Here is a 26,604-nt window from a genome sequence, read left to right as displayed (position 1 = left end):
TAAAGAAGCAACAAGAACATAGTCTGAACCCCCAAAGTGGGAATCCTTAAAAGAAGCCTTATGCCGTATGTAGCTGCTCTCGATATTTAATCGGGGGCAGCTTATTTAATTTTAATTGCAGCCGTTCATTGTTATAATAATAGATGTATTCTTCCACTATCTCAATGATTTGTTCGTTGGTCGCGTCGAAATCTTGAGAGTAGAGGGCTTCTGTCTTCAAATGTGAGAAGAATGACTCGATGAGAACATTGTCATAGCATACACCCACTTGGGACATGCTTTGGATAATGTTCTTTTCTTTTACAAACTCCTGAAACCTTGGAGATGTATATAATCCACCTTGATCTGAATGAAGAATAACTTTGTCTATAGTTCGGCCTTGGACAGCCTGATTTACCGTTTCAAAAGCAAGCTCCAAATTAGGTGATGAGCCAATTACGCTACTAATTATCTCATTATTAAGCCCATCAATAATGGCCGAAAGATACAAATTGGTTTCGCCGTCGGTAATTGTTGAAACATCGGTATACCATTTTCTATTTGGCTCATCTGCTTTAAACTGTCGTTGGACTAAGTCCGCTTTCTTAACGATCACAGCCGGCTTGAAGTGAATGAATTTTTTACGACGGATTTTAGCTTGAAGATTGTTTTCTGCCATAATACGTCTTACACGCTTATGGTTAACGTTTAGATGAAACTCAGTTCTTAACACTGCAGTAACTCGCCGATATCCGTAGCGCCTTTTATGCTTACTACAAATTCCTTCAATCCGATCTATCAATTTACACTCATATTCATCATCAGGTTTATTCTTCCAGCGGTAGTAGTTACTTTTGGGGATCTCAAGAAAGGTTAGCACATCTCGAATCGGGTATTTACTTTTGAACGATTCAATAATCTCTACGAGTTGCTTTCTTGTGATTTTCCTAAGATCCCATTCAACTTTCCCAGAAGTTCATTGTGCATTTCAAGCTGCGCAACTCTAAGTTTTAGGCGTTCAACTTCTGATAATTCCTCAATCCCCTTATTGTACGTGTATTGCTTTCCTACAGGTTGGTGAAAACGATGAGTTTCACCATTTCGATACCATCCCATCCACCTTTCTATCTGTGTATCATTCTTAATTCCTAAAACCCTCATAATCTCACATTTACTGCAACCAGCTAGTTTCATGTTAATTGCATTCCATTTTACTTCAGGTGGATAATGGACCTTTTTTGCCATAAATAATACACCTCTCATGTAATATAGTTTTACTATACGACATAAGAGGTGCTTCTTTCTCTTTTGTCCCAACTCATGGGTTCAGACTAAACATCCCTGCGCTTCTTTGTGATTGGGGGCCTCTTCTTTGGCTTTATACCCTACTGCCTAATTGGTCTTCCTGGCTATACCCACATTGAACTTCCTAGCGGGTTTTATATAACAAACCCTTATCATATTTGGCATTTGAGTGGACAGAAGTTCGACGCGGCGATCCGCGCCCCTGCAAATCCACCTGTTTTTCTTAGAAGAAATAATATAGAAGAACCGCCCCATTTTATCGCGCTAATCATGCTTTGAACTGCGTTCCTTAACTTTACGTTCTTGATATATTTCAAGAAACCGTCCCCCGGCTTAAAAAGGTGTCCCCCTTGTCTTGTTGTTTTTCCTATTTCATACTGGTAGAATATAACTAAGGAGGTGCAGTTATCATGGATACTTTGTATTCGACCACACTTGTTCATCTTGGTTCTTCCTTGACAGAACTGGCTGTTAAAGGTACTGCAACCGCAGTTACATCGAAGATTAGAGCAATCAAAGATGAAAAAAATTCAGAGAAAATTCGAAATACGTACGACGAAATAATCAATAAGTTATTAAGTGAGCGTGAGGAAGCCGTAAGAATAGCACAAGCGTATAAATCAGAACTAGAAAGTGTTATTATTAGCGATGAAGATATTCAGCACTTACATAATACTGTATCACGTGTCTTAGAGATCATAAAGGAATCTCAAATATCCACAGCTTCATCAATAGGAGAAGAAGCCGTAGAAAGGGTAAAAACACAGGCTGAATCATATGAACAGATAAAAGAGTTAATAAGTGTAGACACTTTAAAAACTATGCAATTGCTTGGGTTTAATTACAAAGCGGCCATAGGCGAGCCTTTAACTCTTATGTTGAAAAACCTTATTCTATCAAAGGTATCGGAGCCTGACCCATCCAAACTATTTAAAAATATGCTAACACCTGAAATGGTTGAAATTTTGAAAAACAAAGCGGCTTATGATAATTTCAGACATATAACGGGGATGGGGGTAGCACAGAAATAATTGTGTAAACTGGATACACGGGGATTGTTCTTTTGTAGCGTTAGCCGATTTTCCTCATATTTGCGGTTTTAGCTGGTTAAGCCCTCCACACACACAAACAACAAAAAATCCGCGAATATTCGCGGATTTTCTAGTTAGCATAAAGCGAAGGGAGGCGAAGTAAATCAAACCCCTGTCCATTCTATCATTGTAATTTTTCGCCATTACCAATGATACGGTTCCCCCCGACTGATCTTAAACGCCCGGTAAATCTGTTCTACCAGGAGCAGCCGGATCATTTGATGGGTAAATGTCATTTTGGAGAATGACAGCCGTTCCCTGGCGGCGGCGGTCAGTTCGGGCGATAGCCCAAAGGCACCGCCGATGACAAAGGTGATGTCGCTTTGACCGTTTAGCGCCAGACTGTCAAACCGGGCCGACAGTTGCTGGGAGGACAGGGCCTGGCCGACTACGTCGGGTAGCTGCCCTGACGGACGGCTTTTAAATTGTAGGACAATTTTTATGACAAAAAAGGAACGTCCCCATTGTCCCTCAAAGCAAAATGCCTATCTGCCTAAAATATTCATTAATCTTGTTATACCAATCAATAAATTCCGGAATTTTTGTTTCTTTTAAACGTTTTATATTTATAAAATAATTACTATCAATATCTAATAAAAGATCAAAAGCCCCAATATCATCTATTTCACTCTGCAATCCTAATTCAGTTGATAAAAATCTAGGCATATATATTTCCTCCCATAAATCAATCTAGAATTTATGAATGTCCAATATGTGAATTAAGTAACATCTCTTTTGGTTCACAAATATCGATTTCCAAATTATCCTAATATATATACTATTCTAGGCATTTACGACAAAAACCTTGAACACAACCATCATTTTTCTATTTTAAGTAAATATTATTTATTTGGTGGAGCTAGCCGAAACCTTTCAAAAAATGTACAATAAAAAACCCGCGAATTTCGCGGGTTCAGTTACATCCGGATTTGATTGGTGGAGGCGATCCGCACCAGTTCAAATCCCACTTCCAGCTACATTTATTGTAAAAAATACTTGATACTTCTTGGCCCTTCAAAATCGTCAATAAAATCTTTGTAATGCTTCGCACCTAAATGAGTATATATTCTTTCTGTCCTATCATTTCCTTTTACAATGCAGATGGACATTTTTTCATACCCGTTATTATAAGCATTCCTCTCGATAATAGTTTGAATAAATTCAGATAACCTAATCATAGTACAAAATAAAAATGTGTTATACTAAAAGAACTAAAAACAATTCATTTTTGTCTAAAGAGGTGCTTCTAATGGTCTGTCCTCAGTGTGGTCAAAGACTTAATTCTAAAATGAACTTTTGTAGCGAATGTGGTGCAAAAATAAACTTATCTGTATCTTCTACATCTAATTTAAAACAAAATAATTCGAAATGTAGATCTGGCCTTCTATGGAAAATAGCCGAATCTTTTTTTTCTTTTGGACAAACAACACTAGGAGCTATTCTTATACCAACTTTAATAATATTTTCATTGTTTCAATGCTTTTGGTACTTTAACTACTATAAAGTAGCATATACAATGCAAGCTTCAGAATTAGCTCACGAATATAAAATCAATACTGAAATTGCTGACAAAAAATATAACAAAAGCGTTATTATGCTAAGTGGTGAAATTAAAGAAAAAGGTCGCTTTAATGATGGTGACATCTTCATTTTGCTTTATAAAGAAGATAATGTACATGTCCGTATTGTATTTTCTGCAGATGAATGGAGCAAAATCATAAAATTAAAAGAAGGGGATCATATTGATGTGCGAAGTATCTGTCGAGGAATAGCCCCTCAACAAGATATGAATATGATCGACATTCAATTAAAAGCGGTGAAGGAGAACTAAGAGGATTACCTAGATCATTAATCTATTACGATATTTAAACAGTTAAACTGCGAGCCACTAACATTTGTAATAAACCAAACAATATCATATTCCTTGAGGACAAACCACCAAAGGAAAACCGGGCAGGCTTGACTTGTTTAAATAATTGACTTATTAGCAAAAACCTGAAATCGCCAGCGTCAAAATAAGTCAAATGGTCAATAAATCAAGCCTGACCCCAATACTCCTTCCAGACGTAGCGACGGAAACAGGTTTTTTTGACCAAAGTCATTTTCATAAAGCCTTCCAACGTAAATTCGGCACCACTCCTAAGCGCTATATGCAAAGATAGAACCACTGGCACCAAAAAAACCAGTGGTTCTATCTTTGCATCTGAAAGGTATTAAATTTCATCACACAGTTACCTTTGCCCGCCCCTTCTTCAGCCCTCCCACCGCTCTACTCTGAAACACAACTCTAAGTTAACGACCGTAGTACGCGGTGGCGAATATCTGTAAGCAGTCAATCAAAATGCAGAGTTTTCCGCCACAAAGTGCAGAGTTTTTCAAGTAATACTTTTGCGGTGCTTTAAGCGATAACTGTCACCAGTCATATTGATAATCTCGCAGTGGTGGATTAGGCGGTCAAGAATGGCTGTTGTAATCGTTGCATCGCCAAGGAACTCAGCCCACTCGTCGAACCCTTTGTTTGATGTAATAATCATCGAAGTACGCTCGGCCATAGAAGACACAAAGCTAAAGAATAAATTAGCCTCTGCCGGGGAGAGTGGCATAAACCCAACTTCGTCAACAATCACCAGAGCAGCCTTACTTAAATATCTGAGTCGACGTTTGCTGGCTCTGGAAATTTCGGACGTTTTTAGAATCTTCATAAGGGTATCCAAGGTTTCAAACGCCACTGCATAACCCAAGTTCAGCCCCTTCACCGCCAGGGACAAAGCAAGATGGGTTTTACCAACGCCGGGAGGCCCCAACAAGCAAACATTGTATGCTTGTTCAACCCACGTCATATCACTTAGCCGCAACATCTGTTCCTTGGAAACACTGCGTTGAAAACCGAAATCAAAAGAATCCATGGTTTTCTCAGCAGGCAGGCTTGCTCTGCGGCGGCGTAGCAGATTCTGTTTTTGTACTCGAAGCCGTTGCTGTTCCAGTAAAAACAGTTCTACACTCTCCACGGGTGTTAGTGAATTTTTACCTGCAAAAAGTGCTTCAAAATCCACGGGAGTCATGCGTAAATCAGAAAGTAGTCCAGTTACCCGGTCAATTGGCCGCATCATCATCGGTCACCACTTTCCTTGGCATAGACATCAAGCGAGCGCTTTTGCGTTGTCACATGATACTTTGCATTGCTCATCGGAAGGGGCAACTCTGGCGGCTGGGGTTGTTTAAAGGCATTGTGTTCCAGATAGTCTTTTATGTAATTCGCGCTGTAAAGGTTACTGTACTGGCAAAAACCTACAGCTTCCAGGACAGCGTCTACAGCATATTGGTCGCAGAGCGTATGGATCAGCTTAAATTGATCTCTGGCATACCGGGATTTCTCTGTACGGATCGTTTGGAGAAAGTCATCCGCCTTGGCAAGAAGAAGCGTACCCAGTGCAACCTGCATCTGGTTCAGAGAGCTGGTTCTGTCGCGCTGGTGGCTTCTGCTTTGGATGAGCAGACCCCGACCGTTGGAAATGCGATGTTGGCAAATGCGATCGCCAAATACAGTCTGAATGTATAAAATGCCATCTTTGGGCACAATACAAACCTCTTTTTGCGCATTGTAAGTGCCAAGTGGAACGGAATAACGGTTGCTGTCATAAATAACGGTATTGTCCTTGCGGACAGTTCTACATAGGTGAGCGCCGTTATTTTCTGCGCAATCGACCAGCGGCCGTAAGTATTCCCGTTCTTCGGCAAATACTTCGGCAGGCACACGCTTTGTTGTTCCGTGAATTTTTGCGTTTGCGGTACGCTCCAACCAATCCAGGCAGCTGCTGTTTAGAATATCATCATCCACGTAAAGCCGGTTTTCCAGAAAATTGCCTTTCACATATTTCACGGTGCTTTCCACCTTCCCCTTGCTTTCAGGGTCAGCACCACGGCACATATAAATACTCAGTTTGCACTCCTGCCGAAGTTTTTCAAATTCATAAGTATGTATGATATCACCGGCATTTTCTGCCACGCAAACGATACTATCCTGGTCAAAAACCATCTCTTGCGGCATTCCGCCCATATACCTGAAGCATTGGTGACATACTCGCACCAAATCCGAAGCGGTGTAGGGGCGGCTCTGTAATTCGGCATATTTAAAACGGGAATGTGCCAGAACAAAAGCTGCAGCATAGACCTTGATGCGGCCACCGTCTACATTTTTCAGCCACTTCTCGCCAAAGTCTACTTGCAATTGCTGCCCCATTGGCAATTCAGGAACAGCTGCATAATCTCGTTGATTGAGTGCTTTGCGCAGATCATACTCATTCCGCAGGTTCTTTACATACCGAGAGACCGTTCGTTCGCTAAAGGTCGCGCTGTAGTGTTCTTTTAACCAATCACAAACCTGTGCTGCGCTAAGCGTAGGATAATCCCGTAGCCAGCTGATGATTGTGTCCTGGTAATCGTCTAGCAGCCTGACCTTGCAGACCGTGGCGACATTAGATTCATACTCATCCACCGTCATATTCCAGTAGCGGTCCACTGTTCTCCAGTTGATGCCAAGACTTTTCGCCACGGTATCTTTTCGGAATCCGCGTTCTTTTAGTTGATGTATTTTGCTATACACAGAATATCCCTTCATTTCTAGCAGCCTCCATACTCAGCGTGCTTCTATTGTATCAGCTGACTGGAAACTGTGTAGTTATTGGCGAAAAACTGTGTGCTTTGTGGCGAGAAAGTTTGTAGTTCTACTGGCTTAAAACTCTGTATTTTAGTTTACCATTTACAATATCACTCAAGCGCTTTACCGGTTCATTGCTAAATACCAATCGAATAAACTGGTCGCTGTTTTTTTCTCCCCAATCACACATGGGCGTAGCTGCTACCTTTCCGTGCTTAAGCAACAAATCCGATGCTTCCAAGGAGCTATACCCTAACTCTTTAACATTTAAGAGCATTGACCATCCGCCTGCTGCTGATATGATAGGCAATCCGGCGAGTTGTTCAACAATTTCATCTCGGCGTCTTTCCCATTCATTAACAGCTGCCAGTAGATCACTGTTAGGCGCCTGTAGCGCACAGCAAGCAGCCGTTTGCGATAATCCAGTCGGGGTTACTACATTATAGATATGTACTAATGAAATATCTTTTATTATCGCTGCTGGTCCAGTTACCCAACCAACACGCCAACCAATCATTCTATATTCTTTTGATACTGATCCAACCGTAATGGTGTGTTCAGCCATACCTGGCAATGATGCAGGATGAATGTACGGCCGATTATCGTAGATAATACGCTCCATTGCCGCGTTATATATAAGCCAGATATCCCGCTCTATACATATTTTAGCTATTTGCTGCCATTCCTGCATATTTAATAAAGCCCCAGACGGCATAGACGGGTTCATTATAAATAACGCTCGAGTTCGGTCCGTAACCCTTGCTTGTAGTATATCTAGATCCAACCTCCATTGACCGTCAACCAACTGAAAAGGCACAAATTTCGGAATGGCTCCCGCTAACCGCACACGATTGATCATTCCGGCATAAGTAGGATCAGTTAATATCACTTCATCCTCCGGATCAGTAATCGCAAGCAAGGTATCGAACATTCCTTCTGTTCCTCCGCATGTAATTACAACTTCTTTTAGCGGATCATAAACAATACGGGTTTGTTTATGAAGATGATTCGCTACTGCCGAGCACAGCGCTAAATTACCGGTAAACGGAAGATAACTATTGGCGTCATCATTTGTTATGGCATTTTTTGACGCTTCTATTACCCCGTGCGGTGGTGCAATGTCCGTATCCAAATTTTCTAGCCTTAATATTTCCGGATCATTACCGGCAGCGCTCGCCACCCTGTCAATTGAAAAACCAGGAATACCGCATAATCTTTTTACCGTCATTTCTTCCACCTCCTAACATATACGCATCAGACAACCTTAACCCATTATTTAATTGAAATAATACTGGCTCCGGAAATGAGGTTCAATACATTGGGACTTACTTTAAATACGGCATGAGGTGTACCGGCAGCCGCCCAAATTTCTTCATAGCTTAACAATTCTTCATCCATATATACAGCAGCATAGTTTTCTCTTCGAATTGGCGGAATACCGCCTATTGCAAATCCTGCACTCTCCAATACAAATTTTGCGTCCGCCTTTTCTAACCTTTCACCAACTAAATCGCCTATTTTCTTTTCATTAACCCGGTTAGTGCCACTGGCAATGACTAGCACTGGCCGCTCAGTATCTCTTGTTTTAAATATCAATGACTTTGCAATTTGGCTGACTTGACAGCCGACAGCATTTGCCGCTTCCTGTGATGTTCGTGTTGATGCTGACATTTCAACAACTTCAAGTTTAGCACCGAACTCATCAAGCACCTCCTGCACCCGTTTCGCACTCTTTTGTAAAATATTGTCCATCGGACTGCCCCCTGACATCTAATCGTGTTAAAATACAAATGTATGCTATAGTATAATTTGATTAATATTATACATCTGTATGTTATAACATACAATAGCTTTTGGAGGCAATGAGATGGATAATTTATCAACTATAATCGGGCGAAATCTATATGAAATTCGCAAAAAGAAAAATTATAGTTTAGACAAAGTAGCCGATTTAACCGGAGTAAGTAAACCTATGTTAGGACAGATTGAGCGAGGAATTTCAAATCCATCAGTTGCCTTATTATGGAAGATTGCATCAGGTCTAAATGTTTCGCTTTCTTATTTTATCGAAGAAAGTAAAGATGAGACTCGTTACGTTCAATTCAATGATATCCAACCCCTTTATGACTCCAAAAGCCAAATGACTGCCTACCCGCTATTCCCCTATGATGATAATCGAAAGTTTGAGGTATTCACTATCTTTTTGCAGCCCGGCTGCAATCATAACTCCAATCCTCATAACGATGGCGTTGAAGAATACATTATCGTAACAGAGGGTCAATTAGACTTGGTAATTACCGAAACCGTCTACAAACTTCACAAAGGAGATGCGTTGTCTTTTCCCGCCAACAAAAAACATTCTTATCAGAACTCTTCAGATACGCTTGTATGTTTCAACAACATAATCTATTACGCAAGATAAAAAGTGACATGGTATATGACAAATATAAGACATAACCACCGTCCCATTGTCTTATCCAAAAACAAAGAGAAACTTAGCAACCCTTTACTCTGCCTAAGTTTCTCTTTATCGTTAATTAAAATTAGCAGGGTTTATTAGAATATACTATCAATCGCAGCAACTATTCTAATATCATCCATTACCACAACTATGAGCGGTGCCTGATCAAAACAAAACTGACACCGTACTCGAAACGATGCCAGTCAGTATACTTCAAAGGTCTCTCTCAATACTACTTATCTTTTTTATGAGGAACTGCAGTAATATATGCACCTTTATATATCTTATCCGAATATAGGGCATCATACCACATATAATAAAAACGATCCGCGTTAAATGATGTTATGCCGCTAGGGTTGTTTACATTGGTCCAACTAGCTCCTGAGTCCGCAAAAAATATAGTGTCACGCCCCTTTTCTGGTGCTTGGCTTCCAGCATAGTAACCAGTAACAACTACCCAATGTCCGCCCCAATCAGACCATTCAACTATCGTTGGTATTCCTTTCTTAAGATTATCTCTTATCATTTCTAAACTTCCATTTAAACCCCATGTAGCATCAAAACCATTCTTTTCGAGGAATTCTACAATTTTAGGAGCCATAGTTCCCGGCTGAGAAGAGTCTGGACTTCCTGTATTCATTTCTTGAGCGATTCTCATTTCTGTAGTACTATTTAGGTCTGCATCACTCAGCACATTATACCATCTCATTAATGACATTGCGGCAGCTGGTCCGCAAGTATAAGAAGTTGTTTGCTGATACCCTTTAACACCTAGTGAAACAAAATATTCGCTTGGTTTTAACTCATAATAATTGGCTGCACCTAAAGAACTTGGCGGCGTTGTTAGCTTTTCTTTTGCATATGTTATTGAAAATAAAGTACTTAAGAGAAATAATGTTAAAGCAACGATCTTGGTATTTTTATGAACATACATATAAAAATCCTCTCCTTTTAAGATAGAATTCAATGCCTGTTCCCATTATATTCCAAATATTCTACATTATCAATCTAGTTGTTGTTATTAATCTGATTACAAGAATCCAAAACCTGCTTGACGACCTATACAACGATAGGAGGACTACTCTTAGGACATGTCTTTTCATGGAATAATATTTTGTTACACATCAGTGGAATTTCCTTGGGGGCTATGTGTGAAAGTCTGTGGTCAAGAATTCGTCAATTAAAATCTCTTTCATTTCTATTTTTAAGTTATATCTTTTCCTTCATTTTGTGATTTAGTAGATTCTGCTTTTTCGAGATCTAGTGTGGTTGCACGCTTAAATTCCTGAATACCTCGTCCTAACGCCTTTCCCACTTCCGGTAATTTACCGGGTCCAAAAACAATTAAGGAGATCACTAATATTACTGCCAATTCCGCCATACTAAAGCTAAACATATTTCCTTCCTCCTATAATTTAAATTACTGAGCAGTTATCCGATTACATTAACCTCCGGTTTGAAACATTCCTCGTCTATACATCTCTTCAAAATCAACAAGATCCTTCCTTACTAAAGGCTCGCCGCCAGTGATCCGTATTTTCGTAATACCTGCTTTTACAGCTATACGGATCATACGCGGCATCTCATCATAACTGAGTACTTCTTGCTCAGAGAACCAAGTTGTATTTTCTGCAGGCATGCAATAAGAACAACGGAAGTTACATTGCTTCCCTGCTAAACTGGATCAAAGTCCACGAATACATCATAAAAGGCCACGCCCTGAGAGCCTGTACTGACACGCCCCATATCCGTCGGCAGACCATCATTCAAGTCATTAAGGCGTGCTTCACTGCCTGGCAGCCACCCCTGATGACAAACCAAAATATCTGGCGGAGTATCAGGGGAAATGTGAGCTTGTAGGGTAATAACCCCTAAATGATTATAAACTCTCACCATTTGTCCAGTTTTCACGCCTTTTGCTGCTGCTGTATGAGGATGAATGAACACGACTGGCTTTTTATTTTTCGCTAGTTTGGTAATATTCTGAAACTGAGAGTTAAGTCCCTGCTGCGCATGAGATGTGATAAGCCAATAAGGATATTTGTCTTTGGAGCTCATTCCTTTATGATATTGGGCAAAAGGAGGAATATTCTCACACTGTGCTTTAGTAGAAAAAAACTCAAACTTACCCGAAGGAGTAGCAAAAGTTTTACTGCTCCAGGCCGTAGTGGGAACCGCAGCTTGCCTCGGTCCGGCAGCCAGCTCGGACCAGTGGGAAATCCCCAGCAGTGCATAGAGCTCTTCATTAAATTCTTCATCTAAAAAGCTGCCCGGCGATTTCTCAATAGGAAAAGAACTGCTGCCAGGCCGGTATGTGTTTAATGTCTTAGCCAGCAGCTGCCCAATCTCCAAATCACTTTTTGCCTCGAAATAGGGCAGTATCGCCTGTTCATTTAAGCCAATCCAGTGATGCCAATAACTTGGCACCACATCCATCTCCTCAAATTGAGTAGTCGCCGGCAGCACAATATCGGAATAACAGGCTGTTTCGGTGAGAAACTGTTCTACCGTTACAATTAGCTCTAATTTATCCAGTTCTTTGCGCAGCATCTTCCCGGCTGTATCTTGAGCCAGCAGATTGCGGCAGGATACCCAGAGCATCTTAACAGGCTGCTCTTGCAAATGGTTCAATTCTTGGGCGAAGGTATTGATATTAAGATATCGATTTCCAGGATCTTTGAGAAAGTTATAATTAAATCCCCACGTAAGCCGATGGGCGTAGTGAACACCGCCGCCCGGAAAGCCAATACAACCCGTGACGGCCCCCAGGGCATCAATGGCGCGCAATGTCTGTCCACCATGAATATGCCGCTGCAACCCAAATCCCGCCCAGATAAATACGGCTCTCGTACTGCCAATGATAGCCGCTAATTCTTGTATCCTTCCCAGCTCCTGACCGCATTGTGCCGACAGATAATCTAAATTAAGATTTGCCAGGTAATCTCTAAACAGAGGCCATCCCAGGGTATGATAGTCGATAAAATCTTGATCTCCATTGCCGCTCTCATAAATGATCTTGGCCAGTGCCAATGCTAATGCGCCATCTTCTCCTGGTTTGGTCTGTACAAAATAGTCCGCTTTTCTCGCCGTCTGGGTATAAACCGGATCGATAACAATAACTATAGCGCCCTTTTCCTGGGCTCGGTATATATACGGCAGGGAATGGATCGCAGTCCAGGCCGGATTTACACCCCATAAAATAATGATGTTAGCCTTTTCCATATCCCCGGGATCGGAGTTACGATTGTATCCCATATCATAAAGCTGTGCATCTAATCCTGCTGACCAGCAGGGTGATCCTCTTGCCTGAGTAGTCGGTCCTAAGCTATTAAACATACCTTCTACAGCAGAATGCAATACACCAAAATTACCAGAATATTTATTCAGACAAAAGGGTAAGGTGGAGTGATAACGGTCTTGCAGATTTAATATTTTTTCACAGATTATCGCCATGGCCTGCTCCCAGGTTATTCTTTCCCACCGCCCCGACCCACGACCAATTTGGCGCAAAGGAAAACGAATACGCTCAGAGCTGTAGACCCGCTGAATGTAGTTTTGCCCTTTGGAGCAGAGCTTACCTTTTGTATAACCATGAGTGGGATCACCTGTGATTTTCTCTAATCGCCCTTTACGGACATAAGCCAGCATACCACAGGTATCATAACAATTACGGGGGCAGATATGACGAGTAATTTGGTAGCCATCCTCATTGTAAGCCATGCCCATCATCCTTTTCTTTGCTGGTAATCAGGGTTATTCAATGACCGCCGCCTAATCTCCTTTATACATTTCCTGGGTTTGTTTTACAGACCAAACACAGTAAGGGAAACCGCCGAACCATAAAATAGTTCTCTGCCTAATAATTCGCCAATGAATACCAAGGCAAATACCAGGATCACATATCGGGAAATATGCCACTGCTGCCGTGCGAGGACGTAGCCCAAAATACCAAGCGGGGCTATCCATCCTATAAGCAAACGCAGCCAGAAGATTATGCTTAACATCGTATTCCACCCCGTAAGCGCTGCAACATCACCGGCACTTATCAATAAAGACAGGTATAAAGCAAAACTCATACAACTACAAGCCAGCGTTGCCATAACAAATTGAAACAGACCTTTCCCTAAACTGTACTGCTTTGCCGTTAGCAGCACGGCAGTATATAAAGGACCTAAGGTAAATGCCGTCAGTAAGAAGAAGAAAATTGGTCCAAAATTATTCCAGGCGGGAATTGCTGCTAAAGCATATACCATTCCCGAGGTAGGTACTGCCAACAGGGCAACAACGGAACCGATGATACCCACCAATCGTCGTGCTCTCCCCGTACGCCATTGCCAATAGTTGACCACCGTCAAACCAAAGAATAGCCCGAATAGAACCACTTCACGGCTTAACCAGGAAGTACCGAAATGCGCAGAGGCTCGATATGATTCCAAAGGATGCCCTAAATGCCCTAAAGAAGCCAGCAGTCCAAGCCCCATAGCTAATACAATCCCCTGAGAAACAAATGTCCCGGTTGTCTCTTTCATATTTCCCTTTACGGTATCTACCACCCACAGGGAGACAAAAGCTCCCGCAGCCATTTGGGAGAGAACAGTAAATAAGACGAGTGCCCATTCCCCCATCATGCATCCCTCCTTACTTGTTGCCCTACGACAGGTTTAATAAACCGGGTTGTAGGATTGGTAATGGCAACATTGGGAAAACCGGGCAATGCTCGTTCGGCTCCAGCTACATCATCTGTTATGTCAATAACCGAGATTGCTTCCATGGGACAGCCCGCGACGCAAGCTGGTTTTTCTCCTCTATCCTGCCGTGCTGCACACATATGACACTTTTCCACTTTTTTTGTTTTCTGATTAAATTCGGGAACTTTATAAGGGCAGGCCAGCATACAGCTTTTGCAACCGATGCAGCGTTCCTTGCTATGCATGACAATGCCATCTTCCCGCTTCGTATACGCAATTACCGGACAAGCTTTTAGGCAAGCCGGGTCCTCACAGTGGTTACAGGCAAGGGAGGCAAATTCTCTGGCAAAACCCCCGCAGCTGTTTTCCTTAAGTGGATATACTTTTCGCCAGCGAATTTCCGGTTCTTGCTGATATTCATTTTTACAAGCCAGTTCACAGGCATGACAGCCGATGCAGCGATCGCTGTTCACCAAAAATCCTATCTTTTTTGCCACTGCTCATCCCTCCTCATTACACTTTTTGAATGGCAACGAAGTTATCATGAAAGGCAATCCCCGGTGCTCCCGTGGCTTTTTTCCCCATGTCTGCCGGGATAGCCTTCACAGTATAGTTGACATTGAATTTTTTATTTTTATACCAGGTTTCATAGACGGCTACTACATCAGGTGAAACCGTTTCCGTGATTTTAGCAGGCAGCATGATGTAGCCGATATCATTAAACATTTTTACGGAGTCGTTGTCTTTGATATGATACTTGGCTGCAACCTTAGGGTGAATTTCAATATGTGGTTCATTATTGACAGCAGCCATCCAGTCTAGGTTTTGAAACTGGCTGTGAATGCTGAGTTTCCAGTGGGGTGTAATGCAGCGCAGAGGATACTTTTCAGTAGACTGCATTTCTTCCACATAAACGGGCAAGGGGAAATGACCATACTTTTCTGCCTCAGTCGACCATAGTTCGTATTTACCGGAAGGAGTTTTGAATTTACTGTCCTGCCAGGCAATCAAGCCGCCTTTAGCCTTCACCGGACCTTTTTTTAACTGTTGCCAGTCCTGGATACCAAATTGTTTATAGATACCTTCACTAAATTCTTTGCCTACCCATTCTTGCAAATCACCTGATGTAGGGAACGTACAGGAACCTTGCTCCAGCTCATTCAGCTTAGCTGACAGCTCCATGGCAATGGTAATATCGTTTTTACTTTCGTACATAGGCTTAATCGCTTGTTCATTAAGACTCAGCCAATAATGCCAGTAAGATACATTTACTCCCGGAGTCTCAAAGGCTGTGGTTACAGGTAAAACGATATCGGACATTTCTACCGTGGGAGTCATGTATAAATCCGCTGTTACCACTAAATCCATCCCTTCAAAAGCCTTCTTGACCACTGCGGTTTCAGGATCTTGCGTCATGGGCCCCCGGCAGGCAATCCACAGCATTTTAATGGGCGGATCCTGGGCATTTAGTACCTCCGCACCAAAATTATTAATATTGATTGCCCGGTCTTCTTTGCCGCCGCTGTTAGCAGGTTTGGTTTGTGACATGGCATGGTATTTAAATCCCCAGGTCTCCAGTTGGGCATATTGGGCACCGCCTCCCGATTTACCAATATTGCCAGTTATAGCCGCCAGGGCATCAATGGCCCTGACGTTCTGTCCCCCGTTGGTATGCCGCTGCATACCATAGCCAATCCAAATATTGGCGGGTTTGGTTGTTGCATATTCACGAGCCAGCATCTCTATGATATGCTGGGGAATCCCTGTTTTTTCTGCGGCCCATTCTAAGGTAATGTTATTGTTAAGATAGCTGAAAAACTCTTCTGCCCCTTTGCTGTTTTTCGCCAGCCATTCCCCATCATACAGATTATGATCTAAGATGTAGCGGGCCATGCCCAAAGCAAGGGCGCCATCTGTGCTGGACTTAATCTGAATATACAGATCTGCCTTAGATGCTGTTTGGGTCAAAATCGGATCGATGACTACAACCTTACAGCCCCGCTGCTGTGCCGCTTTCACAAAATACATAGAATGAACAGAACACCATGCCGGATTGGCACCCCAAATAATTAGATATTTCGAATTCACAATATCCTCAGGATCATTACAAACGATCGTGCCAAAATCAAAAGTCTGAGCATCGATTCCCGCGGGCCAGCAAGGTGTTCCGGTAGCCCTGGTAGTATTGCCAATACTGGTTAACATTCCTTCGATGCCATAGTGCATGATGTCAAAGTTGCCAGAGTACTTATTCAAACAGATGGGCAGAGTACTGCCATATTCTCTTTTGAGACGCAGCATATTCTGGGCAATTTCAGTGTAAGCCTCATCCCAGCTAATCCGCTGCCAATTACCTGACCCCCGGCCAATCTGACGCATGGGATATTTGATGCGGTCCGGACTATATACGCTGCGGGTGTAACTAAAGCCCTTGGCGCATAACCTACCCCGGGTATAGGTGCTGGCAGGATCACCCGCAACTTTTTTCAAAACACCATCCTGCACAGTGGATAGGATAGCGCAAGTATCATAGCAGTTCCGTGGACAGGCACTACGAAATAATTCAACCGTGCTATTTTCGGCGGCCACTGCCGGACTAAGTCCTGAGAAAAGAAAATCAAGGAATGTACCGCCAAAACTCACAGTGGCAACTGTAGCGGCTGCTCCTTTTAAAAATGTACGCCTGCTTACTAAACTTTTCTGTTTCAAGCAAATTCCTCCTTAGACAAAAAGTTAGCTTCTTCCTTCTGTAAGAACTGAATTAACGCAACCGCGTTATTACGGCATAGCCCTGTTCTGCCATGTGCCAATATATCATCGCAGTGCCGATTGACCCAGGATAGAATGTGCTGCTGACAAAATTCCTGATATAACGCTGCATAACGATTCGCAGTGCTGCTATCATCAGCTTGCAGGCCTTCCCCTTCCCGGGATAATAAGTAACAGATAAATTCGAATTCTAATCCCAGGTGATCATCAGGAATTGCATTTTTATTACTGACTTCAATACCTTCCTGAAGATAAAACCGGCGTACCGCTAAGGTTTCTTCCTGCATAACCAAGCCCTGGGCATTCCGGTAGGCACTTTCATAGGGAGGAGCAAGTAATTTTGCTGGTCCTACAAATAAACGGTTATATTCAAAGAGAGCTGCCTCATCCAAATGATGATCCTGTTGAGAGGAAGGAATGTCTTTTACAGGTACGTATTGTTGAATCGTTTCTGCAGCCTGTCTGGCCAATTCCCATTCTCCCTGATAGTACTGCCTAAATAGTGAATATAGGGAATAGCGCTTGGCAAGATCCATTCTTCGATCAAAGGTGCGGTTTGACATTTACATCCACCGGCCTTTCTGTTGGCAGCGTATGGGTTACTTGCACCTCAGGCGTCAAGGGCTGTCCGGTGCTGGATAGAATCGGAAACTTCTGAATGCCATTTTTCCGCTCTACTTCTGACAATTTCAGTGTCTTCGGCACAGCAGGCTGGGCAACACCCTGATAGTTTTGGTTCTGGGTGCCGCTGTCTGGCTGAACGGTCTGGGAAGCTTTAGAGTGGACCATTGCCCCACAGGCGCTACACAATATAGTGATAGCAAATAAAAATACACCTACATACAATCGGTTGTTTCGTAACAACCCCTCCACCTCCACTATCTTTTAATCTTAATTTCATTATATATAATAAAGAAGGTGGCATTTTTGTAGATTTCTCTAAATATTTTGATTGTTATTGTAGAAAAAAACAAAACCAACCTCAGAGGTTGGTTTTGCGCATTTTGAAGATTTTACAGGCCACAGAAAGATTGATGCGATTCTCTAATTGCTTTAAGTCTGTTTCTAAGAGTTCTTCAATCTTTTTCAAACGGTACCGTAAGGTATTGGCGTGCTGAAACAGCTTTTCTGCTGTCAGGTTTAAATCCCCATTTTGCTGAAAATAAACATGCAGCGTTTCGATAAAATTAGTATCATTTTTTTCATCATATTCAATAAGTACTGCTAAATACTCTTTATAATAATCATCAAGCTGCTCCAGGCTCATATGTGACAATAGACGGATGATTCCTAACTCTTCAAAATGAGTGACATGGCCCTTTTCCCGGATAAACCGCCCCAAGTCCAGGGCATGTTTAGCTTCCTGATAACTGCGGCACAGATCAGCAATCGTGGTATAAAACTTGCCAATACCAACGGAAAAGGTAACATCTGTACTAATCTCCTGCATATAAACTTGTAAAGATTTACCCAGAGACTTCCATTGCTGTTTTGCCAGCTTACCCTCATTCGCATCTCCAATAATTATCACAATTTGTCCCTGCTGCTCCGTGACAATTACTTGTCGGTATTTATGCTGCAGAAAATCCTCCACATTCAGCTGTAAATTCCTCAGCATTCTGGATTTATTAGTCAGCAAGTGCAAATCATCCGGTTCCATAATCAAAATTTGCTGTGGCTTACTAAAATCCCAGTTCCAGTGCCGGGCGCGTTGTATCAGGCTTTCTTCGGTTACAAAATTATTATAGAGAAGATCATACAGAAAGTGATCTTGATATTTCTTCTCCGTATCTTCAATTATTTTGCGATGAGCGAGCACCTGCAAACTAAAAATTCCTATTTCCTTGATGCGGCATATATCCAATGGATTTAGATGGTTAGAAATATCAAAAACTAACAAGTAGCCATAGAGTTGTTCATTCCCCAACAAGGGATTGACCCAGCAGCTTACACTGCCACCATTGGAATTTTCCAGCTTACTCCGGTAGGGTTTGGCAAAAAGTTTACCTGCCTTGCATCGGTAGTGCTGAAGCCGCGCCAATCTAGTTAATTGTTCCCGTTCTATGTGGTCTAACAGTTTCTCATCCGTGCTCGAACTTATAATATGAAATACCGGATTCACCAACACAACGGGATTTCGCAAATAGACAGCTAGTTTAGTAAGCAAAGGCGGCAAGTCTGTCCCGACATGAGCCAGCTGGCTCATGTCGCTATACTCTGCAAAATGGATCAACCGGTTTCCTTCCTTTAGCGCAATCGCTAATTCTAAGGCGAAAATAAATTCCTGCTCCTCAAGTGACTGCCCAATAGCCAGCAAGGGCATCTGCCGCTCCTCAGCTATAGCTGCCAGACATGGAAGCAGTACTGTCTCTGGCCCAAGGAATAAAATCGCCGCTGCCCCAGAATGAAGATAGGTCTGCAATGTCGCTTCCGTATCCTGTGCCTGACTCTCCTGACGAATTATAACTAAGTAATTAGTAAGGTCGCTGGCAGCTAACAGAGGAACTGCCGTGACCACTTGAGAAATTCGATTTTCCCGCCCAGCCCAGCCACCAACGATGGTCGCCTGCCGAACAGGATCAATTATCATCAATTCTTGTACGGTACAAAACGGAGGCATCTTATTTCACCTAACCTTTCCGCCAAAAACATTGAGGCTTCTTTGGTAAAATAATCCGTATCGACGGTTTGGTAAACTGTATAATCGAAAAGTCTGGTAATGTTTCCTGAGCATACACGGGTATAGGCTGCATAATATCAATGACTTGCAGTGCACCCACGATACAGGATGCTACACAGGTTGGTTCCAGACCTTGATCCAGTTGTTTGAAACAAAAGTCACACTTACTTATCTTTTTCGTCCGTGGATTCACTTTAGGCGCTTGAAAGGGGCATGCTCCTATACAGCGTTGGCAGCCACTGCAGCGCTGGGAATTATAGAGTACTACACCATCTCGCCGCTTATAAAAGCATTTTTCTTTACACACCCGGATGCATTCCGGGTTTATACAATGATTACAGGCTAAGGACAAAAAACCCAGCACTTGATTTTCTTTATTAATGTTCATTACGCGACGATATTGCAAATGATCCAGTTGATGCTTGTTGCTGCAGGCTACTTCGCACCCCCTGCAGCCAACACACTTACCTAGGTCTACAAGAAAGCCCAGCTGTTTCTGCAAAAGAGCACCTCCCCTATAAGATGCAGCTGCACGATTAGTCTTTTACTATTTCCACCTAAATATAATGCTCCCCATTGTCAACGGCCAGCCTCCCTGCTGCGCTTATACCCCATACATTTCCCGGGGAAAAGTCGAAAATCCTGCAATGCTTTCATATTGCAGGATTCTCGACTAGTATCTGTCATTTTTAGTTCCGCAGCGGACAACTCAAAGGAACAGACGACTCAAAGGGACGGTTCTCTTGATTCATACTATTATAAAGACAATAGCCAAAACAGGAACGTCCCTTATGTCTTCCTAAGTGCCTGAAGCTGCCCGAGAGAGCAACTTCTACCAGTAATGTGAACGAATATCGGCCCATAATATTAATGTGCTCATCACCAAGTGGGGAGAGCCGTTGGATATTTTCAGAGGCACGCCTCTAAACTTGTAATTACGCATCTGTGATTGCACACCTATGTCTAACTTTGACTCTCACCCTATAAGTAATGTTTACACCAAGTACCAACGCATACTCTTTAATCCAATATGGTCTTATGCCATCAAACGAACCGTCCCCGTGATGCTTCCAGGAGCCACACAGGCGTGACACCTGAAAAATATCAGAAGCTTTGTTGAATTGACGACGCCGAGAATGGCGTCGTCAATTTTTTACAATACACCTTTAGAGGCTGTATGCTATGATTTTAAAAAAGGAGGGATAGCAAAAATGCTGAAAGGATATACCCTGCCAAGAACACCTCGTGGTACATCAAGTCTTGCCCCCACACCACCTTGGCACTATGTCGGCAATGCTCTTGCCGTAGAATTCGAAGCAAGCCCGGTCGAAGCGGCAGCGTTTATGCCGGAGGGCCTTGAGCTGTCTTCAGGACGCTCTGCGGCATACTTTATAGAATGGCAGTATACCAGTGAGAATGGTGAAGAGTATCTGGATCCTGTTCGTAGCCAGTACCGAGAAACTATTATTCTATTATCCGCAGAATATAAAGGTTTACCTGTGGCTTATTGCCCGTTTATCTGGGTCGACCAGGATATTTCCCTGATGAGGGGGCTTGTTCAGGGCTGGCCGAAACAAATTGGTTCCACATGGATAACTCGTTCTTATGATCTTCCGTCAAAAGCCGCCCCAATACTAGGGCCGGGTGGCAAGTTCGGCGCTACCCTCTCCGTTAAGGAACGCCGTTTAATAGATGCTCAAGTTACGCTGAGCGAATTGGCTGCCTCTCTTCCTTCCCCTAGTTTTGCCTCAGCAGTAAATGTGCGTTACTTTCCGGAGCTCGCCACAGAAAAGCATGACCTTCCGGCTGTCCACGAACTTGTCCAGCTAAAATCGCGCGATGTAAAGATATCACCTGTTTGGAAAGGAGAGGCTACGATGAGTATATTCGACCACCCTTACCTTGAGCTTCCCGATCTGCGACCGGTATCAGTAACTGCCGGATATCGTTTTTCGTTCGCCCTTACCGTGGACGATTTGGTTCATCTCTGTGACCTGAGGACTGGAATGTAATAACGAGACTCAAAGGGACAGTTCTTTTGATGAATTTATTGTTCTTTACGCCTGGTAATTACATGCTGGCTTATCCCCGTAAGTCTAGCCATTTGACGTGTTGTAGCGCCGTTCCTGGCGCACCGGCTACATCTATGGAGGATTCGAAGAGTCAATTTTTTATATATCGTCAACAAATAATTAATATCGAATTAGAGATATAATAGTACCTAGAAGCTAATTGCTTTTTTCTTCCTAGTATTGAGGATAACTTTCCCTTAGTCCCTCTGATGAGCAGCAGAGGGACTTCTTTTACAGATTCTAAAAAAATTGGGAACAGTGTTCCCAAAACTGTTCCCAATTTTCCTCTATCTGTTTTCCCCGGTTTTATAAGCTATTCAATATTTTTGTATTGGCTTCATCCATAGCCTGATTCAATGCTTTGGTAATGGGATCTCTATAGCCTACATCTCCAAACACGGTCTTATTTTCGGATGCGCCTGTCACTTGGAATGAAACCAGCTTACTATCTTTGGCACTGTAAAATTTATACCGTAATTTTGCTTTTGTGACCACTTTCATCTGAAACATGCTCATATGTCTTGTTGTGTTTAATTGCGATATTTCCATAGCAATTACATAATCGGCGTTAGTTTTTTCGGCAACTGCGGCAAAAACATCTTTTTCAGGCAATTCTTTATTGGACACATCGAAGCCTGCAGTGTTTAGAGCCTTTTGAGTTTCTATTTGTGGTACAATTTGAAAATTTTTATTGGAATATTGCTCAGTGTATTTTGCATCAATGACTTCCTGTATGTACCCTTTAGTTTCTTCTGTGGAATTAATATAAGGAATTATGGCAATATTAGCCTTTCCAGCAGGCTGAGTGCTTGGCTCTTCCGCAAATACTGAAGTAACACCAAAAAATGCGACCATCAAACACAATAGCATAACGATAGACAGTTTCTTCATAACATCACTCCATTTATTATAGTAAATTAATTATAATAAATCATATTGTAGAAACATGTCGAATCCTTATATTTTTATTAGAAAACAAGCCCCCGGCACACGCCAGGGGCTCATCTATTCACTATTTTGTCTTTTCCTCGTCTATTATCATCAATATTCGCTGTAGTGAGAATAGAGATAAACACCGCAGGCAAAAAACAGGCTGCCCAGGCCGGTCAAAATCAGCGCTGCCTCCACTGCCTCGCCGCTCCAGGCATTGGCCCGCAGCAGGGTATTGATCGCGCCGATCGGGAACCATCCGGCTAACAGGCTCAGCCAGGCGGGCAGGTTTTGTATAGGAAAAAACGAGCCGCCGAAAAAGGTCATCGGGGTAATGAAAAAGCTGTTTACCAGTGAGATATCATCCACCTGTCTGACCAGCATGCCTACAACCAATCCCAGTGAGCTAAAGCAGAAGCCGCCCAGCAAAACGCCGGCGAACCAGGCGCTGCTCTTGATGCCGATACCAAAGGAAATGAAGCCGACAATCAGAATCAAGCTGCCAAAGATGGCGGCGCGGCTTATGCCGGCCAAAACTACGCCCCAGGCGGCGGCAACATGGGACACAGGGCTGAGAACCAGGCTATGAAAATGGCGGAAATACAGGCGTCCGGCGCTGATGGAGGAAGCCGTCTGCTGAAAGCCGTTAGTCATGACCGTCATGCCGATAATGCCGCTGGCAAGAAAGGGAAGATAGCCGCCTTCAACGCTGACTCTGCCGCCCAGCCCCAGGCCAAACGCGAAGAAATAGATAAAAGGTGAAATAATGGAGGGAAAAATATAACCCATGCGGCCGATCTTTTTCCATAGCAGCAGCATTTCCCTGCAGTATACCGCATACCAGCCCATCAGTCGATTTCCCCCTTCGCCAATTGAATAAACAATGCCTCCAGCGCTGCTTCATTGCTGGCGGCGCTGCCATAGCGCTGCTGGATTTCCTCAGGTGTTGCCACCAGCGCCAGCCGTCCTGCCTTGAGGAGCGCGATATGAGCGCACAGCCTGGCCGCTTCTTCCATATAGTGTGTCGTCAGCAGCATTGTCTTGCCTGATGCCGCCAATTCCTGAATGATCTGCCAGATTTCCTGCCTGACATCGGGGTCAAGTCCTACTGTCGGCTCATCGAGCAGCAGCAATTGCGGCTTGGGCAGCAGCGCTCTGGCAATCAGAACGCGGCGCATCATGCCGCCCGACAGCCTGCCTACCCGCTTCTGGCGCATTCCCTGCAGCGAAAACGCGGCAATGGTCTCCTCCACCCGCTCGTGCAAAGATTCCAGACCAAATAAACGGCCATAGACAGTCAGGGCCTCGGTCACAGTCAGTTCCCGTTCCAGATTGGAGTCCTGCGGCACAATACCGACAAGCCGCCGCAGTTGCTGGGTCCGCTGGGCGGCGTCCATACCGTAGATGGTCACCGTGCCGGCAGTCGGCCGCACTAGTCCGGCGACAATTTTCATCAGCGTGGTTTTTCCCGCGCCGTTTGGGCCCAACAGGCCGAAAATCTGCCCGGCGGCCACATTCAGGCAAATGTTATCAAGCAGCGTATGTTCACGGTAGCGCTTTGTCACCCCGGTCAGGCTCAGGGCGCAGGCCAGATCAGCAGTAAAAACTTCTATCGGTTTTGGTTGCAATGTCCTTCTCCCCAATATTACTTTTTATTAATCTACCAGAATTTATTAGATAAATTCTGTGGACATAAGAACGACTAAGGCTTCTGCCGTCGTCCTAAAGGACTTGACACAAGCCAAGTCTTTTTTTATCCTGTGCAGCCGTGTCGGCTGGCTTGTCCATGGCGTCCCTGATATGCCGGACATAAACAGCCTGAATCGCCGGGTTTTCGCCCAGACCGTTCAATCTTACCGCCACGTCAAAACCGGCGGCGGTCAAAATGGATTTAGCCGAGTCTTCCCCGTCTCCGTCCATATCATTGCGGACATGGCTGCCGGCTACCAGCATAAACGGCTGCAGCCGCACTTTTCTGACACCGGCGCTCCGCAATTGCCCGACTACCCACTGCAGCGCGGGAAACCCTTCCAGTACATAAATAAATGCGTTCTCTATGCCGGACTCCTGCAGTTTTAACTGCAGGGCGGCGTAAGCGGCGTTGGCGGGGTGAAAACCGCCATGGCCCATGAAAACTACCGCCTCATCGGGGCCAGTCGTTACATCGAGGGCCTGGATCACCGTCAGGTAGTCGTCCGGCTGCTCTGCCTGCCCCATATAGTAAAGCAGCGGCCTTCCCAACTCCAGACGGCGGAATTTTTTTAGATGAGCGTAATCACTGACGATGCCGCGGATTTTTTCATATTCATCGCCGGCAACGATATGCAGCGGCTGGACGTAAACCTCGCTGAAGCCCTCTGCCAGCAGACGGTCCAGCGCCTGCCGCTCATTGTCGACAATGATGCCGTCCCGCTCCGCCAAACGGCGCATGACTATGCGGGAGGTAAAGGCGCGGCGCACCTCATAGCCGGGGAAGGCGGCGCGCATTCTGTCTTCTACGCTTTCAATGCAGGCTTTACGGGCATCGGGGTAAGTAGTTCCGAAACTAACGACTAAGATTGCCCGTTTGTCATCTGACCCGAATGTCTGCTCCATGGTCAATCCTCCAATTCATCTTGCTTTTGATTTTTCTGCACCTAATAGCACATTCCGTACTCAACGTTTTCGCCATGTATATTGTAGCATCATCGAGAATCGTTTTCAATAAGCAGTTCGAAGCACGAGGGCCAGGGAAGTTGTTTGCAATATTTCTTACTATTGTGCGTTCCTTACGCCGACCATGCAAATGAAAGAAAAAAATAACAGCGATATCTCTGGTAAAGACCGAGATATCGCTGTCTATTTTGGGGAAATATACCCGATTCTGGTCTGGCAAATTCAGCCCTTAACAAACCGCCATCTTCTACCCTTCCAAAAAGTAATCCGAATCAATCCGCTTGATCTCATAAGTTATCTCGGTTGCCACACCCACCCCGTAGTCAATCATCAGCTGCGCCAGTTGAAGCCCGTCCATTAATACGATCCGGTTGCCAATACGGTTGGCTACATCGCGGGCCGCCGCTGTAAAAGTAGACGTGGTAATAAAGATGCCTTTTTGTGCGCCTTTTAGTTGCAGTGCGCCGATAAAGCCCTGAATCTCGGGACTGCCGACAGAGTTTTTCCACCGTTTGGCCTGTACATAGATAACGTCCAGACCTAAACGGTCCTCTTTGATAATCCCGTCAATCCCTTCATCACCGGACTTGCCGACGACTTGAGCGGCGTCTTCCCTCGAGCCGCCGTAGCCCATTTTGAGCAGCAAGTCCAGGACCAAACGCTCGAAGAACTTCGGCGACTGATCGGCGATCTGCTGCAGTAGTTCATCCGCCAGGGCGTTTCTCAGCTCCTGATAGTAGGTGTGCATTATCTCCAGCGGTGTTTTGTCAGTTTCATTGCTTTCGTTCACTGCTGCGGCAGGATCATTCTTGGGTCTGGCCAGTTGTTTGAATTCCCGGTACTCTGGATACTGGCTCAATACATGGTTATCAATCCGGGGTGGCTTTTGCGCCAGTAGCTCCCGTCCCCTTTCGGTAATCCGAAACTGTCCGGCGACAATGGCTTCGATGAGCAGCGCTTTCTTAAGATATGTCCGCGCCCAGCCAACGCGGTTGTAAAAGATGGACTGCAAACCGGAGGGAAATTGCCGGATACGCTCTTCCTCATCCAGTTGAAGATCATCCGCCAATACCTGATTCAGCTCTTTAAATGAATGTACTTGTCCATCGGCCAAACGCCGCAAGAAAGGCAGCATGATTTCTTCGTAAGTTGGCATAGCCATAACAGAAACCTCCCGCAATTGGTCATGTTCAGGAAGGCAAATAAATGAAGCTTGCCGGCCAAGCCTCCCTGCAGTGCTTATAACCCAATACATTCCCAGAGAAAGGCAAAAAATCCTGCAATGTTTTTACATATTGCAGGATTTTCCACTATTAG

General features: G+C 44.0%; 27 protein-coding genes and 2 pseudogenes. 5 read left to right on the top strand and 24 right to left on the bottom strand.

The annotated features are described in order from the left end of the window. Positions 1–58: 58 nt before the first annotated feature. The gene (locus tag SATMO3_RS03240; RefSeq protein WP_371377409.1) at positions 59–859 is read right to left on the bottom strand and encodes an IS3 family transposase; all 801 of its coding nucleotides are present in this window, start codon (positions 857–859) and stop codon (positions 59–61) included. Positions 860–900: 41 nt separating this feature from the next. Continuing rightward, entirely contained in the window at positions 901–1,224 is a 324-nt protein-coding gene (locus SATMO3_RS03235) for a hypothetical protein (RefSeq protein WP_371370908.1), read from the bottom strand. A 470-nt stretch (positions 1,225–1,694) separates the two neighbouring features. Here SATMO3_RS03235 and SATMO3_RS03230 point away from each other — a divergent pair, with 470 nt between their 5' ends. Next, positions 1,695–2,315, top strand: a complete 621-nt coding sequence (locus tag SATMO3_RS03230; RefSeq protein WP_371377406.1) for a hypothetical protein — start codon at positions 1,695–1,697, stop codon at positions 2,313–2,315. A gap of 203 nt (positions 2,316–2,518) precedes the next feature. Here the strand turns inward: SATMO3_RS03230 and SATMO3_RS03225 are convergent. Together SATMO3_RS03225 and SATMO3_RS03220 are read right to left on the bottom strand one after the other, a co-directional pair. Next, positions 2,519–2,770 (bottom strand): annotated as a pseudogene (locus SATMO3_RS03225) (23S rRNA (pseudouridine(1915)-N(3))-methyltransferase RlmH); the annotation flags it as partial. A 76-nt stretch (positions 2,771–2,846) separates the two neighbouring features. Then, a complete protein-coding gene (locus tag SATMO3_RS03220) occupies positions 2,847–3,041 on the bottom strand; it encodes a hypothetical protein (RefSeq protein ID WP_371377403.1) in 195 nt (64 codons plus the stop codon). Positions 3,042–3,624: 583 nt separating this feature from the next. Between SATMO3_RS03220 and SATMO3_RS03215 the strand changes: the two genes are divergently transcribed. Both SATMO3_RS03215 and SATMO3_RS03210 read left to right on the top strand, forming a co-directional pair. Then, complete coding sequence (locus tag SATMO3_RS03215; RefSeq protein ID WP_371377400.1) at positions 3,625–4,206, top strand: zinc-ribbon domain-containing protein; 582 nt, start codon at positions 3,625–3,627, stop codon at positions 4,204–4,206. A gap of 193 nt (positions 4,207–4,399) precedes the next feature. Beyond that, positions 4,400–4,537, top strand: coding sequence for an AraC family transcriptional regulator (locus SATMO3_RS03210; protein ID WP_371377397.1), 138 nt, complete (start codon positions 4,400–4,402; stop codon positions 4,535–4,537). Positions 4,538–4,750: 213 nt separating this feature from the next. Here SATMO3_RS03210 and istB read toward each other — a convergent pair whose 3' ends face one another. The 4 genes from istB to SATMO3_RS03190 all read right to left on the bottom strand — a co-directional run bounded on the left by istB (position 4,751) and on the right by SATMO3_RS03190 (position 8,784). After that, positions 4,751–5,488, bottom strand: a complete 738-nt coding sequence (gene istB, locus SATMO3_RS03205; RefSeq protein WP_371371064.1) for an IS21-like element helper ATPase IstB — start codon at positions 5,486–5,488, stop codon at positions 4,751–4,753. Continuing rightward, entirely contained in the window at positions 5,485–6,993 is a 1,509-nt protein-coding gene (gene istA, locus SATMO3_RS03200; protein ID WP_371371065.1) for an IS21 family transposase, read from the bottom strand. The genes istB and istA overlap by 4 nt, the downstream gene beginning before the upstream one ends. A gap of 106 nt (positions 6,994–7,099) precedes the next feature. Next, on the bottom strand, positions 7,100–8,260 hold the full coding sequence (locus SATMO3_RS03195; RefSeq protein ID WP_371377394.1) for a pyridoxal phosphate-dependent aminotransferase: 1,161 nt from the start codon (positions 8,258–8,260) through the stop codon (positions 7,100–7,102). A gap of 44 nt (positions 8,261–8,304) precedes the next feature. After that, on the bottom strand, positions 8,305–8,784 hold the full coding sequence (locus tag SATMO3_RS03190; protein ID WP_371377391.1) for a YbaK/EbsC family protein: 480 nt from the start codon (positions 8,782–8,784) through the stop codon (positions 8,305–8,307). A 115-nt stretch (positions 8,785–8,899) separates the two neighbouring features. On the opposite strand from SATMO3_RS03190, the gene SATMO3_RS03185 reads away from it, so the two are divergent. After that, the gene (locus SATMO3_RS03185; RefSeq protein WP_371377389.1) at positions 8,900–9,454 is read left to right on the top strand and encodes a helix-turn-helix domain-containing protein; all 555 of its coding nucleotides are present in this window, start codon (positions 8,900–8,902) and stop codon (positions 9,452–9,454) included. A 271-nt stretch (positions 9,455–9,725) separates the two neighbouring features. Here SATMO3_RS03185 and SATMO3_RS03180 read toward each other — a convergent pair whose 3' ends face one another. The 11 genes and pseudogenes from SATMO3_RS03180 to SATMO3_RS03130 form a co-directional block, all read right to left on the bottom strand. Then, positions 9,726–10,427: a C39 family peptidase gene (locus SATMO3_RS03180; protein WP_371377386.1), complete on the bottom strand. Its 702-nt coding sequence runs from the start codon at positions 10,425–10,427 to the stop codon at positions 9,726–9,728. 270 nt (positions 10,428–10,697) lie between these two features. Next, on the bottom strand, positions 10,698–10,889 hold the full coding sequence (tatA, locus tag SATMO3_RS03175) for a twin-arginine translocase TatA/TatE family subunit (protein ID WP_371377383.1): 192 nt from the start codon (positions 10,887–10,889) through the stop codon (positions 10,698–10,700). A gap of 48 nt (positions 10,890–10,937) precedes the next feature. Then, a pseudogene (locus tag SATMO3_RS03170) lies at positions 10,938–11,153 on the bottom strand (radical SAM protein); the annotation flags it as partial. A gap of 14 nt (positions 11,154–11,167) precedes the next feature. Then, the gene (locus tag SATMO3_RS03165) at positions 11,168–13,213 is read right to left on the bottom strand and encodes a molybdopterin-dependent oxidoreductase (protein ID WP_371377380.1); all 2,046 of its coding nucleotides are present in this window, start codon (positions 13,211–13,213) and stop codon (positions 11,168–11,170) included. Between the two features lie 83 nt (positions 13,214–13,296). Next, on the bottom strand, positions 13,297–14,121 hold the full coding sequence (locus SATMO3_RS03160; RefSeq protein ID WP_371377377.1) for a dimethyl sulfoxide reductase anchor subunit family protein: 825 nt from the start codon (positions 14,119–14,121) through the stop codon (positions 13,297–13,299). After that, positions 14,118–14,678, bottom strand: coding sequence for a 4Fe-4S dicluster domain-containing protein (locus SATMO3_RS03155; RefSeq protein ID WP_371377374.1), 561 nt, complete (start codon positions 14,676–14,678; stop codon positions 14,118–14,120). Before SATMO3_RS03155 ends, SATMO3_RS03160 begins: the two co-directional genes overlap by 4 nt. Before the next feature lie 16 nt (positions 14,679–14,694). Beyond that, positions 14,695–16,890, bottom strand: a complete 2,196-nt coding sequence (locus tag SATMO3_RS03150) for a molybdopterin-dependent oxidoreductase (protein ID WP_371377371.1) — start codon at positions 16,888–16,890, stop codon at positions 14,695–14,697. After that, on the bottom strand, positions 16,887–17,513 hold the full coding sequence (locus SATMO3_RS03145) for a molecular chaperone (protein WP_371377368.1): 627 nt from the start codon (positions 17,511–17,513) through the stop codon (positions 16,887–16,889). The genes SATMO3_RS03150 and SATMO3_RS03145 overlap by 4 nt, the downstream gene beginning before the upstream one ends. Next, the gene (locus tag SATMO3_RS03140) at positions 17,494–17,823 is read right to left on the bottom strand and encodes a hypothetical protein (protein ID WP_371377365.1); all 330 of its coding nucleotides are present in this window, start codon (positions 17,821–17,823) and stop codon (positions 17,494–17,496) included. The genes SATMO3_RS03145 and SATMO3_RS03140 overlap by 20 nt, the downstream gene beginning before the upstream one ends. Before the next feature lie 109 nt (positions 17,824–17,932). Then, a complete protein-coding gene (locus SATMO3_RS03135) occupies positions 17,933–19,570 on the bottom strand; it encodes a PucR family transcriptional regulator (RefSeq protein WP_371377363.1) in 1,638 nt (545 codons plus the stop codon). Positions 19,571–19,580: 10 nt separating this feature from the next. Next, positions 19,581–20,018, bottom strand: coding sequence for a 4Fe-4S dicluster domain-containing protein (locus SATMO3_RS03130; protein WP_371381664.1), 438 nt, complete (start codon positions 20,016–20,018; stop codon positions 19,581–19,583). 823 nt (positions 20,019–20,841) lie between these two features. On the opposite strand from SATMO3_RS03130, the gene SATMO3_RS03125 reads away from it, so the two are divergent. Then, positions 20,842–21,642 (top strand): acetoacetate decarboxylase family protein, encoded by an 801-nt coding sequence (locus SATMO3_RS03125; protein ID WP_371377360.1) that lies wholly within the window; start codon positions 20,842–20,844, stop codon positions 21,640–21,642. A 366-nt stretch (positions 21,643–22,008) separates the two neighbouring features. Here the strand turns inward: SATMO3_RS03125 and SATMO3_RS03120 are convergent, their stop codons facing one another. The 5 genes from SATMO3_RS03120 to SATMO3_RS03100 form a co-directional block, all read right to left on the bottom strand. Beyond that, a complete protein-coding gene (locus SATMO3_RS03120) occupies positions 22,009–22,593 on the bottom strand; it encodes a hypothetical protein (RefSeq protein WP_371377357.1) in 585 nt (194 codons plus the stop codon). A gap of 150 nt (positions 22,594–22,743) precedes the next feature. Beyond that, positions 22,744–23,481, bottom strand: coding sequence for an ABC transporter permease (locus SATMO3_RS03115; protein WP_371377354.1), 738 nt, complete (start codon positions 23,479–23,481; stop codon positions 22,744–22,746). Then, positions 23,481–24,260, bottom strand: a complete 780-nt coding sequence (locus SATMO3_RS03110; RefSeq protein WP_371377351.1) for an ABC transporter ATP-binding protein — start codon at positions 24,258–24,260, stop codon at positions 23,481–23,483. Before SATMO3_RS03110 ends, SATMO3_RS03115 begins: the two co-directional genes overlap by 1 nt. Positions 24,261–24,354: 94 nt before the next feature. After that, positions 24,355–25,227 (bottom strand): sirohydrochlorin cobaltochelatase, encoded by an 873-nt coding sequence (locus tag SATMO3_RS03105; RefSeq protein ID WP_371377348.1) that lies wholly within the window; start codon positions 25,225–25,227, stop codon positions 24,355–24,357. Positions 25,228–25,534: 307 nt separating this feature from the next. Further along, positions 25,535–26,449 carry a restriction endonuclease gene (locus SATMO3_RS03100; protein ID WP_371377345.1) on the bottom strand — a complete coding sequence of 305 codons (915 nt, stop codon included), beginning with the start codon at positions 26,447–26,449 and terminating at the stop codon, positions 25,535–25,537. Between the last annotated feature and the right edge of the window lie 155 nt (positions 26,450–26,604).

The organism is Sporomusa aerivorans (assembly GCF_041428895.1).
Lineage (GTDB): Bacteria > Bacillota > Negativicutes > Sporomusales > Sporomusaceae > Sporomusa > Sporomusa aerivorans.
This window is presented reverse-complemented; position numbering and strand designations above follow the sequence as displayed.